Raw genomic sequence first — 13,142 nt, forward strand, 5'->3', positions numbered from 1 at the left:
GTCGGCGCGATACAGCTTGTACCGCGCCGACTACATTCGAAAACGAACATTCACATGCCGTTTACAGGGTAAAAGCCTGCCTCAATGTTCAGACCGCTTTCAGCGTGTGGCGTTCCAGCAAGTACACCACCAGACCAACGCCAAACGCGCCGCCGACGATATTGCCCAGCGTGGCCGGCACCAGATTATGCGCGATGTCCGCCCATTCCAGCCCCGCCATGCCCTGCAGCTTGGCCAGCGCGAAGAAAGCCATGTTGGCGATGCTGTGCTCGAAACCGGAGAAGAAGAACACGAACACCAGCAGCATGATGATCAACAGCCGCGCCGCCTCATTGCTCAGGCGCATCGGCACCCATACCGCCAGGCAGATCACCCAGTTGCACAGCACGCCCTTCCAGAAGATCTCCATGCTCGAGGCGTGCACTTTATGCTCCACCACGTTGAACAGCAGGTGATCGGCAGGCAATACGCCCATGCCGCCGGCCCCGGCCAGCACGGCGACGAACAGCAGCACGCCCAACAGATTGCCCAGATACACCATCGTCCAGCTGCGCAACATATTGCAGGTGCGGCAGCGCCCGCTCAGCCGGCCTACGGTGAAGTACATCACATTGCTGGTGAACAATTCCACCTTGCACACGATGATGCTGACCAGCGCCACGCCAAAGAAGCCGGAAGTGGCAATGTAATAACCGGGGGCGCCGCTGGCGAAGAATACCTGGCCTAGCTTCAGGCTGACGGCCAGCACCACGGCGATCAGCGCGCCGGCCATGGCCGCGCTGAGCAGATAGTGCCCCGGTTCGGACAGCAGCACCTGCTGCTTGCTGGCGGCCTCGTCGACCACGTAGGCGAGAGTTGAAGAGTGGCTCATGATGTAACGTCTCTATAAGGATGTGGGTAAGGCGGCGTCGCGCGATGCGGCCGGAGGCGATTCGCATCCGATGCGACTTTGCGAAAATTTTATGTTCGTTTTAGTAAATTCGTGTTTGATACCGATCAATCCATCGCGCACCACCACTCAAGCCACCCCCACACGGCGAGACTGCAGCATAATCCTTCCTCATTTGCACAAATACCGGCACAAAACACCAGAGGAATGTTGCAGCATCTCGCCAACGCAATGCAGGCAAACCTCCGCGCCGGCCCGCCTTGCATCGGCCATACCTGATGTAACGCTGGCATTTCGCTATCTTCTAGGCAAGAAACACGCCCTTGCTATTTCATAGAATGTGAAAGAAAAGATGTTCATTTATGTAACTTTATTTTCATTTTCGAAAATATTTCAGCAATTCCACGTTCGCATATCATGCGCGCCGCCACCCAAATCATCACAATCGAACAATGCAAGTTAGAACAATTAAGAGACAAGGCCATGCGATTCCATCCTGCAACGCATGCCAATAAATACCTTCACTTCAAAGACTTGCACAGAACAAGCACGGAAAAGAACGCCATCCCCCAGCTCCAGAGCGCTTTGTGTCAACAGGCAATGTCAGACCCAAGAAAGGCAAAACCACGCAATAAATTGCGCAGAGCAATCACTCAAATTTCAAACTTGTGGCAAGGATAAAAAATGACCATGGCAAAATTACCATGGAGCAATTATTTTATAAAATAGAAAATTTATTGAAATTTAATTTCACTAAGAATGGATTTAAAGGATATAAAACCAATAAAAAAATATTGTCATTTGGGATTTAGGAAAACAGCCATATCTCAGCCATGTTCATTTGTTCATTTGGTGACAAAATTATCTTGATTAGAATCAACTGATGTTCTTAAATGTGTACCTTGCTAACTACAAATGCCCTTACGATGGGCAGCAATTAAGCAAGACGCGGTTCACAAACAAAGACATACAGAGAACCCGTCGGCAACAGTTAGATCCTCCCTCCGCCACAAGCCGACAACGCCGGCGACGGAGGATGGAAACCCGGAATTTGCGAAATATCGTTTGAAAAGGCACCTCATCATGTCACAAGCAATCGCCTCAACCGCCTCCCGCTCCGGTTCGTCCGGCTGGACCAAGCACGACACCACCTGGATGCTCGGCCTCTATGGCACCGCCATCGGCGCCGGCGTCCTGTTCCTTCCCATCAACGCCGGCATCGGCGGCCTGTGGCCCCTGATGCTGATGGCTATCCTGGCCCTGCCGCTGACCTTCTTCGCCCACCGCGGCCTGACCCGCTTCGTGCTGTCCGGCAGCAAGGAAGGCGCCGACATCACTGAAGTAGTGGAAGAACACTTCGGCATCGGCGCCGGCAAGATCATCACCTTGCTGTACTTCTTCGCCATCTACCCGATTTTGTTGATGTACAGCGTGGCCATCACCAACACGGTGCTGTCCTTCCTCAATAACCAGCTGCACATCGACGTGGGCACCGGCATCGCCACCCGCGCCGTGTTCTCGCTGGCGCTGATCCTGGGCCTGATGTCCATCGTCCGCCTGGGCGGCCAGATGATCGTCAAGGCGATGAGCATCCTGGTCTACCCGTTTGTGGTGGTGCTGATGCTGCTAGCCCTGTATCTGATCCCGCAATGGAGCGACACCGCTATCCGCCACGCCGGCAGCCTGGGCGACGCCCTGTCCAGCGGCGCCTTCTACAAGACGCTGTGGCTGGCCATCCCGGTAATGGTGTTCTCGTTCAACCACTCGCCCATCATCTCGTCCTTCTCCGTCGACCAGCGCAAGCTGCACGGCGATGAAGCTGAGCCGGCCTCCAGCCGCGTGCTGATCCGCGCCCACACCATGATGGTGCTGACCGTGATGTTCTTCGTGTTCAGCTGCGTATTCAGCCTGAGCCCGGCCGACCTGGCCGCCGCCAAGGCCCAGAACATCTCCATCCTGTCCTACCTGGCCAACCACTTCCAGAACCCGGTGATGGAATGGGTTGCCCCGATCATCGCCATGGTCGCCATCAGCAAGTCCTTCCTGGGCCACTACCTGGGCGCCAAGGAAGGCTTCAACGGCCTGGTGATCAAGCAACTGCGTCAAAACGGCAAGACCATCGAAACCTCCAAGCTGGATCGCTACACCGCCATCTTCATGATCGTGACCTGCTGGATCATCGCCACCATCAACCCGTCCATCCTGGGCATGATTGAAACCCTGGGCGGCCCGGTCATCGCGATGCTGCTGTTCCTGATGCCGATGTACGCCATCCACAAGGTTCCGGCGATGAAGAAGTACTCCGGCGCCGCCAGCAACATCTTCGTGGTACTGATCGGCCTGATCGCCATCTCTGCCATCTTCTACGATCTGATCGTCTGATCGTAACCAGGCAGGCCGCCCAGCGGCCTGCTCTCCCCCTCCGTACCAGCTTCAAAGAGGTAGCATCATGTTCAGCATGAGTGATATCTACAAAATCGGCGTAGGTCCCTCCAGTTCCCACACCGTCGGCCCGATGAAGGCCGGTCACCAGTTCCTGGGCGCGCTCAAGGAAACCGGCAGATTCAACCAAGTCACCCGCATCCACGTGGACTGCTACGGCTCGCTGGCCCTCACCGGCAAGGGCCACTGCACGGACCAGGCCATTATCCTGGGCCTGGCCGGCAACCTGCCTGACACGGTGGACCCGGACAACTCCGCCAGCCTGATCGCCGACGTGGAGCAAACCGGCCAGCTGACGCTGGGCCGCACCCACCAACGCGTGATCTTCGGCATGGACTTCCATACCGCCAACCTGCCGCTGCACGAAAACGGCATGCAGATCCACGCCTTCGTCGGCGACGAAAAAGTACTGACCAAGACCTATTACTCGATCGGCGGCGGCTTCATCGTCGATGAGGAACACTTCAACCAGTCCAGCTGCAGCGACACCCCGGTGCCGTACCACTTCGTCACCGCGCAGCAACTGATCGACATGTGCGAAGAAACCGGCCTGTCCATCGCCGCCCTGGTGCTGGAAAACGAAAAAGCCTTCCACGACGTCAAGGACACCGAGGCGCACTTCCGCCGCGTGTGGGAAGTCATGAAGGGCAGCATCGAGCGCGGCATGCGCACCGAAGGCAACCTGCCCGGCCCGATGCGCATCCCGCGCCGCGCCCCGGCCCTGCATCGCATGCTGACCAGCTCCCTCACCGTGGCCAAAGACCCGATGAGCGTGATGGACTGGGTCAATATGTACGCCATGGCCATGTCGGAAGAAAACGCCGCCGGCGGCCGCGTCGTCACCGCCCCGACCAACGGCGCCTGCGGCATCGTGCCGGCGGTGCTGGCCTACTACAACCACTTCATCCAGCCGCTGGATGACGACAGCTGCCTGCGCTTCTTCCTGTCTTCCGGCGCCATCGGCTGCCTGTTCAAGCTAAACGCGTCCATCTCCGGCGCCGAAGTGGGCTGCCAGGGCGAAGTGGGCGTGGCCTGTTCCATGGCCGCGGCCGGCCTGACCGAGCTGATGGGCGGCAGCCCGTCCCAGGTGTGCATGGCGGCGGAAATCGCCATGGAGCACAACCTGGGCCTGACTTGCGACCCGGTGGGCGGCCAGGTGCAGATTCCATGCATCGAGCGCAACGCCATCGCTGCCGTCAAGGCGATCAACGCCGCCCGCATGGCCATGCACCGCGTCAGCAGCCCCAAGGTGTCGCTGGACAAGGTCATCGCCGCCATGTACGAGACCGGCAAGGACATGGACGCCAAGTACCGCGAAACCTCCTGCGGCGGCCTCGCCCTGCAGATCAAGGTGGAAAGCAAGGTCGTGCCTAGCCAGGCCATCCGCTGGGTGGACGACGCGGCCTGAGCCCGTCGCCCGTGCTAAGACAAACGCCACCGTCACGGTGGCGTTTTTGCTGGGCAGATGCCATGATGGGCGCTCAGCAAAACCATACTCGCCAGTACAGTTTAGAAAACTGTCCATGCATCTGATAACAAAGGCCTATCCGTGAACGCCAAAGCCGATTTCTGTCTGCTGTTCGACTTGGACGGCACCCTGACCCACACCGACGACCTGCACTTCGACGCCTTCGCTACGCTGATGGCCGAACACGGCCGCGCGCTGGATCACGACACCTTTTTGCGCCACATCGTCGGCACCACCAACGAAGCCATCATGGCCAGGCTGTTCCCGGACCTGCCAGAGCAACACCTGGAGCTGGCGGAACGCAAGGAGCGCCTGTTCCGCGACTCCGTCACCCGGCTGACGCCGACGCCGGGCGCGCCGGAACTGTTCGACTGGGCAGAGCGCCATGGCGTGGGCATCGCCGTGGTCACCAATGCGCCACGCGCCAACGCCGAACTGATGCTGGCCGGGCTGGGCCTGACGGACCGGGTGGACGCGCTGGTGATAGGCGACGAGCTGGCGCACGGCAAGCCGCACCCCCTGCCCTACCAGACCGGCCTGACCAGGCTGGGCGGCTGCGCCGACCGCGCCTGCGCCTTCGAGGACTCCCCGTCCGGCATGCGCGCCGCCCACGCCGCCGGCATCCACAGCTACGGCATCGCCTGCGCGCTGCCGCCGCAAACGCTGCTGGACGCGGGCGCCGCCGCCGTCATCGCAGACTTTACCGCGCCCGAGCTGTGGCGCTGGCTGGAACGCGCGCTAGGCTAGGCCTCAGCCCAAGGCGGAATATAGTGCGCCGGAAGTCGGTTCACCCCATCGGGCGCGGGGAACACTGGCTAATGGGGTGGCCCATAGGGTGGACCGACGGTTCATCCCCGCGCCTGCGGGGAACACACCACCTGTACGCCCGGCGTGGCGCCGTAGCGCGGTTCATCCCCGCGCCTGCGGGGAACCAACGGCAGTCATAACGTCGTAGGCTGGGGCGACGGTTCATCCCCGCGCCTGCGGGGAACACTCAGGAGCCTTTATGGCTGAGACACTGCAAACCGGTTCATCCCCGCGCCTGCGGGGAACACAAAGCCGCGCGCAAGTGGCTGGTGGGTGAGGGCGGTTCATCCCCGCGCCTGCGGGGAACACTTCCATGGGATCGATGCCCAGCACCTGGGCGACGGTTCATCCCCGCGCCTGCGGGGAACACGCACGGCGTGCCGCCGACCAGCAGCTCCGGCGCGGTTCATCCCCGCGCCTGCGGGGAACACCTCGGCGACTCGGTGGCTGACGACAGCCGAGACGGTTCATCCCCGCGCCTGCGGGGAACACGCGCAAGGCAGCTTGGCCTTGTGGCCGGCGGCCGGTTCATCCCCGCGCCTGCGGGGAACACAAAGCTGTCCAACAGCAACAGCATTCTGAGGGCGGTTCATCCCCGCGCCTGCGGGGAACACGTTTGCTGAGGTCGATCTGCAGAGAGTTGACGCGGTTCATCCCCGCGCCTGCGGGGAACACCAAAGGAAGCTGCACCGATAAAATGCCCGGCTCGGTTCATCCCCGCGCCTGCGGGGAACACTGCTAGCCTATCAGAACGGTGTGGCGTATTTGCGGTTCATCCCCGCGCCTGCGGGGAACACTACAACGATATGCCCGACTTCCAATTCAAATTCGGTTCATCCCCGCGCCTGCGGGGAACACAAGTCCGAATATTTCATGGTCAATTGCAATATCGGTTCATCCCCGCGCCTGCGGGGAACACATTCTCGCGGGATTTACGATGAGGATAAGCTGCGGTTCATCCCCGCGCCTGCGGGGAACACATAAGCAGCAAAAGCTCCACGCCTAGATGCACCGGTTCATCCCCGCGCCTGCGGGGAACACATAAGCAGCAAAAGCTCCACGCCTAGATGCACCGGTTCATCCCCGCGCCTGCGGGGAACACGAGTTAATCGCAGATATAAGACCAGTCTGTATCGGTTCATCCCCGCGCCTGCGGGGAACACGGCCACGTCTCCCACATCCGCCGCAGCCACGGCGGTTCATCCCCGCGCCTGCGGGGAACACGCCCAAGTGCTGTTCAGGATCTCGTTGACGTCCGGTTCATCCCCGCGCCTGCGGGGAACACGTTACCATTCAACCCTGCATACCGGCCGTCGGCGGTTCATCCCCGCGCCTGCGGGGAACACCGAATGGCTGCCTGATAAATGGCCGGCTGGCCCGGTTCATCCCCGCGCCTGCGGGGAACACACCAATTACAAGCAACTGATTCCAAAGAACAAAAACACCACTCCAAAATCTACCGATTTTTAAAGAGCCAAATCCCCCTTTCAACTCACATCGATTACGCCTTATTCTCCCGTATCCACCGACGTGGGCGGCGGCAAAAAAGACACCAATTTCGCGCCGTCGAACTCGGCCGGGATGCGGCGGTTGGCGCCCAGCGTGACGAAGTCGAAGCCGGCCTCGGTGGCGGCCTGCCAAGCCATCACCGCGTTGCCGTCTTCCAGCCCCTCCTCCACCTGCTGCCACAGGTAGTCGCGGATTTTGCAGTTGTAGTTGCCCACGTAAACGCCGGCGCGGATTTCCAAGAGCCAGATCGCCATCCGGCCGCGCAGCCGGGGCGGCGCGTTCTCAATTACGATGACCAGCATCGCCCAGCCCCTCGTCTTCGGGAAACGCCGCGTCCACCACGCCCTGCGCCTCCGGCTTGTCCAGACCGCCGGCGTCGAGCATGGTTTCGATGTCCGGGATGATGCGCTCCAGCAGCCTGGTTTTGCGGAACATGTCGCGGCAGCGCTGGCGCACCTCGCGCTCCACGTTGTGCACCGGCTTGGCGGCGACGGCGAAGGCCACCGGCACCACGGTTTCAAATTTGTAGACGTCGGCCACGTCGTAGACGAAGGACAGCGGCTTGCCGCTGTGGATGAAGCCTATGGCCGGCGCGTAGCCGGCCGCCAGCACCGCTGCCTCGGTCACGCCGTACAGGCAGGCGGTGGCGGCGGACAGGCAGCGGTTGGGGATGTCGGCCTGGTCCCAGTCTTCGCGGTCGTAATTGCGCGCCTGCCATTTGACGCCGTACTGCTGCGCCAACTGCTGGTACATGGCCCGCACCCGCGCGCCCTCGATGCCGCGCAGCTGCTCCACGCTGCGACGCTGCGGCGGCTCATCGCCAAAACGCCGGCGATACATCTCGCGCACCACCTTCAGCCGCGCATCCTCGTCCAGCGCCAGCCGGGCCTGGTACAGCAGCCGGTCCGCCCGCGCGCCGCCGGGCTGGCCGGCTGAATACAGCCGCACCCCGGCCTCGCCCACCCACACCAGCAAGGTGCCCACCTGGGCCGCCAGCTTGCAGGCGGCGTGGGATACCCGCACGCCCGGCTCCAGCATCAAACAGGCCACGCCGCCCACCGGGATGTGGGTGCGCACACCTGTCACATCCACCGCGACGAAAGCGCCGTCCAGCACATCCAGCTGGCAGCGCTCGACGAACAAGACGGAAAGCCGCTCCTTGATGGGGAGCGGCTTCAAGGGCGGGAGGGGTTGGCTCATGGCAGCCGTTTCACCAACAGTAGGCCGCAGCCAAAGCCCAAGGCATGGCCCAGGCTGGAATGCGGAGCGGCGGCGGGCTGGCCTAATAAAGCGCACGCCAGCTTGTCGCCATCGGCCACTCTGGCCATGCCCTGGTAATCGACCGAGGAGAAACGCAGGCGGCGTCCCTTGCTGTGCAGCACATGCTGGACGTAGGCGTCCACCTGCACTTCGTCGACATCGATTTCCAGCCCCCAGGCTATGGCGCGGCGAGCCAGCCAATCCAGCGCGGCGCGAGTCATGGCTTCCTGGATTTGGCCTGCCGGGAGGCCCTTGGCTTTCGCCTCGGTCTTGGCCACCATCAATACATCATGGCGCCGGCTGCGTTGGCCCTTTTCCTTGGGCTTGGCCACCACCGGATTGGCCCGCAGGCTGAAATGCACCCATTCACCCGCCTCCAGCCTGGGCTGGTAAGGCTTGCTTTCCACCTTTACCGCCGGATGCCAAGCCTGCGGCGGCCGCTGAGACAGCAGGTAGTACAGCAAATGGCCATTGGCGCCCTGCTCCGCGCGGAACAGGAAATCGCGCTTGGCGTCAGGCGCATCCGGAAACAGCTTCCACATCAGCCGGTGGTCTCGATAGGCATTGCCGGCGATCATCGCGTCGGATTCGCAGACAGCCGCCGACGCCGGAACCGTGATGCGGGACAGATAATGGCTCATTGCTTGCCTCCCGCCAGATAGACCCACTCACGCCGCGGTTCGAATTGCCAGCGCCGGCGCGACAGGGGTTGGTCATGCCGCATCAGTTGCAAGGTGGCGTCCATGCCGACATCGGCCATCGCCTCGTCCCAGAAGTAACGCGCCTGCCTGTCCTTATCCAAGTCGATATCGCCCGGCCACGTCTCGTCGTCATTCAGGTTGAAACCCGGCACAAGCGGCTCATCGTCGCGGCTGTCCAGCGCCTGCTTCAGCGTGTCGAAACCGCCCAGCTTTGGGTCCAAGGGCAGCGCCAGCGGGCAGGACTTGCGGCCGAGATACGGCAAAAACACCGGCGCGCGCAACGCATCGGCTAGCATGGACAAGCCATATGGCGCGTCCGGCGAGGCCTCCACCGCCACCGCGCTCAGGCTGTCGCTGCGGTATTCGCGGCTGCTGAGAATAGTGTTCAGCTTTTCCTTGTCCCGCACTTCCTGGCGGCGGCTGCGGTAGGCAAACTTCTTGGGAATGTCCGGCCACTGCACGGTGTGGTAGTCGCGCAATGGCATGCCGGTGGCGACGAGCTTGACGCCAAAGCGGTAGCCGCGGCTCAGCGCCTGCTGGCCGGCCTCGTCGTCCCGCCTCACGCCCAGCGCCGCGCCCAGCAGGCCCAGCAGCGCGGAGCGGGACGGATGATCGGCGCTGGCGCGTTGCTCTCCCACTGCCAGCTCGCCCCAGCTGGCCATGGGGCCGTACAGCCGGAAAACCAGATACTCGCGCATGGCCTTACTCCGCGACGAAAGCCAGCAGCGCCTGCAGGCTGCCCTCGCCCTTGATCACATCGAATTCGCAGCGGCTGTCGGCGCAGGCGCCATACACGTCATCCATCTTCTTCCGCGTGGACACCAATGCCTCGACGCCATCGGCCGCATAATCCGCGCCCCCCAACGGTTTGAGGAAGGCCAGCGACAGGCTGCGCGGCTGGCGGTCGCCGCGCTCGGCCAGCGCGTAATGGGCATAGGCGCGGCTGGCGTAACTGTTTTGCTTGCCGTTGGGCGCAACCGTCAACACCGCTTCTGCCAGCGCCGCGATGGCGCGCTTCGCCAGCTCGGCATCGCCGCCCAGGTTTTGCAGCAGCAATTCACGGTCGATGCAGATGTACTGATAGAACACCGCGGCGGCGAAGGCGCTTTCGCCGATGTGGGCCGCGCCGGGGTCTTTGCAGTTCAGATCGTCCACCGCCGTGAAGTAATCGTCCTCCACCGCCGTGGCATGGATGCCCAGCGCGTGCGCCACCTGCACCGCCGCCTCCACATTGTGTTCGGTCTTGCTGGCCAGCATTCGGCCGAACATGGCGATGTCCGCCGCCTGCTGCTTATGCAGCAGCGCGTCCAGCTCCTCTTTTTCCGGCGCGCGCTTGTCGGCGATCAGCTTGGCCACCAGCTTGTCCAGCGAGGCCTTCTCTTCCGCCGAAACATGCACCAATTGCTCTATCTCGTAAGGTTTATCCTTCTTCAGCGCGCCATACACCTTAGCGATTTCATTGGTGCTGTCGCCGGCCAATTTTTCCGAGAAACCGGCAGCTTTCAGTTTTTCGTAAACCTCCACGCCCAGCAGCTTGGTGCGGGTACCTAGCGCGCCTTCGCTCTGGCCTACCTTACTGAACAGCTTTTGCTCGAACAGTTCTGAGGTGCGCCAAGCGCGCTTCAGACTTTGCGACGACACCCGCAGGCGCTCCACGCCACCCATCATCGCGGTCTTGGGCCGGCCCAGATCGTCGCGGTTCAGGTTGGCCGGCGGGTAGGAAATCAGGGTATGCAGCTGGATGAAACGGCTCATGTTTTTTCTCCAATGACAATCAGGCGGGTTCTTGATCGGCTTCGCGCAAGGATTCATGGTAATAGTCGGCGGCCCAGCGCAGTTTCAGGCGTTCGCGCGGCGGCAGCGCCGGGTCCGGCTCGCGGAATTCCCATACCCACTGCAGCAGGTCCACCGCCAGCTTGCCCACGTCCACTTCGCCGCCCAGCAGGTCCACCGCGCGGCGGGCCTGACGGTAAAAACTGTCCTCGTCGCGGCAAGTTTGCAGCTGGCGGAAGCGCAGCTCGCTCATCGCCTCGCGGCCGGATTCGTTCTTGCGGCCCAAGCTGCGGGCAAACTCCTTGCCCGGCGCGTGGGTGGCATGCGCCGCCACGCCGGCGGCCAGCGCCAACTCCTCTGCCCCCACATCCAAACCCTGCCGCCGCAACTCCTGCAGCAGCCGATGGAAGGCGGATTGCAGCAATACTTCTTCCGGCGCGGCGCAGCACCGCAGTTGGGCGCGGTCTGCCCGCTTCAACATGGCGAACGGCCCATGGCGCTCCTCGTCGCTCGGGTCTAGCGCCTGCCGCCACTGCGCGACCGTCTTGGCCAGCGTTTGGCGTTCAGCCTTACTGAGAAACCGCTTCATCGCTTGCTCCCTGGTATTGGGCGATACGCTCGCCCATATTCTTGTGGGGTTTGGCGCGCCACAGACCGCGCTGCAAATCGGCGCGCGCCTTCACCACCTTGGCCATATCCATCTCCTCAATCGGCGCGCACAGCACCCAATAATCGAACAATTCCAGCGCCAGCCGGCGCAGCGGCGGCAGCCAGGCCGCGAAAACCTCCGCCTGCGCGGCGACATCCAACTGCGGCGCCTTGGCTAGGCTATTCACTGCCAGATAGAACAGGCTCTCGCTGCGCAGCCAGAAGCTCTGTTCGATGGCTGGTTCCTTCTTCTCCATATTGCGAGCCTTCTTGACGCCATCCCCCAGCATCAGCGCACTTTGCCTGGCGACTTCCAGCAACTGGCGCACGGCCTCGATGAAGTGCGGCTCGTCCTGGCTGATCAAACCAAACCAGGGCAGCGTGACATCGCGCCAGGCTTCGGCCTTCATATTGTCCATCTGGTAACCAAAGCACCACAGCCGCGCCTCGCCATCCTGTTGGAGCTTGTCCGCCTTGCCGCGCCGGCGGTTGAAGTCCCATACCGTCCGCGCCGGCTTTTCGTCGTCGTTCTCGCCCAGGGTCAGGCTCAGCCAATGGCGGTAGCCGCCGGCCGCGCGGCCGCCCTTGGTGGAGATGGGCGGCTTGCTGATGTCTTTGGGGTCGGTCAGATAGGGCGTAAGCGGATGCAGCCAGGGGCCGGTGTAATTGATGCCGTAATTGCGGGTGAGGTACTGGCGGAACAAGGCGTCGTGCGCCTCTCCGCAGACCTCGCACACCCCGGCGGCCACGTTGTCCGCGTCCAGCCGGATGCGGCGCGGCATGCTCCAGTACGCCTGGGCAGGATGCACATCCTCAGGCAAGGTTTCGACACCGCTCTTGTCGCTAACGCGGGTGGCGGCCAGCCAAGGCAGCTTGGCGGACAGCGGCAAGTCCGCTCGCCAGGCGGCGTCCTCGCCATCCAGCGGCAGCACGTTCAGCCACAGCTTGCGCCACAGCGAGGCGTCGGCGTTCTCCGGCAACACCAGCGTGGTCAGCGGCCCGCCGCCGCGCAGCGAAGTCCTATGCCCCACGCCGCCGCTGGGCGCGTTGATCTGCAAGGTGAACAAGGCTTGCGCCGCGCAGCCCTCGCACAGGCCCTGCCAGCCGGCCAGCTTGTTGAAGAACAGGTTGGAGTCGGAGCCGGTGTCTATCAGCAGCTCGGCGGTGCTTTTGGCGTTGCCTTCCAGCTTGGTGTCGCGGTCCTGCATGAAGGCGATGTCGCCGGTCAGCTCAAAAGCCGGCCGCAGTGGCGTGAGCCAAGCCTCCAGCTCCGTCGCGCTGGGCGGCTCGTTCCAATAGCCCAGCCAGTCATTCAGATTGCCCGGCGCCGCAGCTGTTTGCAGCAGGCCGATAAGCAGCTGATACAGCGCGCCGCGAAAATCCGCGCGCGGCGCCAGCACATCCACCACCTCCGGGTCCGCCGCGTCGTAGACGCTGCCCGGCGACACGCTGCCATCGCGCCGTTTGAAGCGGAGCCAAGTTGCATTTGCAGCTAGGAGATTCATGATGCCTAGTCCTTGAAGTCAACATTTACGCCGCGAGGCGAACTAACTTTACGCACTCTCAGCACAACGATCACAATCGCTACCGCTAAACCAATGGCACAGATGACGGCGCACATCCCCAGATAGTTCTGATCAATACC

11 protein-coding genes and 1 CRISPR repeat array are annotated in these 13,142 nt (G+C 62.4%); of the genes, 3 read left to right on the plus strand and 8 right to left on the minus strand.

Going from position 1 to position 13,142, the window contains the following annotated elements; genetic code table 11:
• Positions 1-88: 88 nt before the first annotated feature.
• Positions 89-871, minus strand: a complete 783-nt coding sequence (locus BI343_RS14695; RefSeq protein ID WP_083340990.1) for a formate transporter FocA — start codon at positions 869-871, stop codon at positions 89-91.
• 1,101 nt (positions 872-1,972) lie between these two features.
• On the opposite strand from BI343_RS14695, the gene BI343_RS14700 reads away from it, so the two are divergent.
• From BI343_RS14700 to BI343_RS14710, 3 genes are all read left to right on the plus strand, one after another.
• On the plus strand, positions 1,973-3,271 hold the full coding sequence (locus tag BI343_RS14700; protein WP_071110247.1) for an HAAAP family serine/threonine permease: 1,299 nt from the start codon (positions 1,973-1,975) through the stop codon (positions 3,269-3,271).
• Between the two features lie 67 nt (positions 3,272-3,338).
• Positions 3,339-4,739 carry an L-serine ammonia-lyase gene (locus BI343_RS14705; RefSeq protein ID WP_043623360.1) on the plus strand — a complete coding sequence of 467 codons (1,401 nt, stop codon included), beginning with the start codon at positions 3,339-3,341 and terminating at the stop codon, positions 4,737-4,739.
• A 141-nt stretch (positions 4,740-4,880) separates the two neighbouring features.
• Complete coding sequence (locus BI343_RS14710) at positions 4,881-5,546, plus strand: HAD family hydrolase (protein WP_071110248.1); 666 nt, start codon at positions 4,881-4,883, stop codon at positions 5,544-5,546.
• 97 nt (positions 5,547-5,643) lie between these two features.
• Positions 5,644-7,013: direct repeats of the CRISPR family, unit length 29 nt; unit sequence CGGTTCATCCCCGCGCCTGCGGGGAACAC.
• Positions 7,014-7,114: 101 nt separating this feature from the next.
• Here BI343_RS14710 and cas2e read toward each other — a convergent pair.
• Genes cas2e through casA form a run of 7 tightly spaced genes read right to left on the minus strand, consistent with a single transcriptional unit; the run spans position 7,115 to position 13,002 of the window.
• Positions 7,115-7,417 (minus strand): type I-E CRISPR-associated endoribonuclease Cas2e, encoded by a 303-nt coding sequence (cas2e, locus tag BI343_RS14715; protein ID WP_071110249.1) that lies wholly within the window; start codon positions 7,415-7,417, stop codon positions 7,115-7,117.
• Complete coding sequence (gene cas1e / locus BI343_RS14720) at positions 7,398-8,315, minus strand: type I-E CRISPR-associated endonuclease Cas1e (RefSeq protein WP_071110250.1); 918 nt, start codon at positions 8,313-8,315, stop codon at positions 7,398-7,400. Before cas1e ends, cas2e begins: the two co-directional genes overlap by 20 nt.
• Positions 8,312-9,016 (minus strand): type I-E CRISPR-associated protein Cas6/Cse3/CasE, encoded by a 705-nt coding sequence (gene cas6e, locus BI343_RS14725; RefSeq protein ID WP_071110251.1) that lies wholly within the window; start codon positions 9,014-9,016, stop codon positions 8,312-8,314. The genes cas1e and cas6e overlap by 4 nt, the downstream gene beginning before the upstream one ends.
• The gene (gene cas5e / locus BI343_RS14730; protein WP_071110252.1) at positions 9,013-9,774 is read right to left on the minus strand and encodes a type I-E CRISPR-associated protein Cas5/CasD; all 762 of its coding nucleotides are present in this window, start codon (positions 9,772-9,774) and stop codon (positions 9,013-9,015) included. Before cas5e ends, cas6e begins: the two co-directional genes overlap by 4 nt.
• 4 nt (positions 9,775-9,778) lie before the next feature.
• Positions 9,779-10,831, minus strand: a complete 1,053-nt coding sequence (gene cas7e, locus BI343_RS14735; protein ID WP_071110253.1) for a type I-E CRISPR-associated protein Cas7/Cse4/CasC — start codon at positions 10,829-10,831, stop codon at positions 9,779-9,781.
• A 19-nt stretch (positions 10,832-10,850) separates the two neighbouring features.
• Positions 10,851-11,438: a type I-E CRISPR-associated protein Cse2/CasB gene (casB, locus tag BI343_RS14740; RefSeq protein ID WP_071110254.1), complete on the minus strand. Its 588-nt coding sequence runs from the start codon at positions 11,436-11,438 to the stop codon at positions 10,851-10,853.
• Positions 11,419-13,002, minus strand: coding sequence for a type I-E CRISPR-associated protein Cse1/CasA (gene casA, locus BI343_RS14745; protein WP_071110255.1), 1,584 nt, complete (start codon positions 13,000-13,002; stop codon positions 11,419-11,421). The genes casB and casA overlap by 20 nt, the downstream gene beginning before the upstream one ends.
• Positions 13,003-13,142 lie beyond the last annotated feature (140 nt).

The organism is Chromobacterium amazonense, from assembly GCF_001855565.1.
Taxonomy (GTDB): Bacteria; Pseudomonadota; Gammaproteobacteria; order Burkholderiales; family Chromobacteriaceae; genus Chromobacterium; species Chromobacterium amazonense.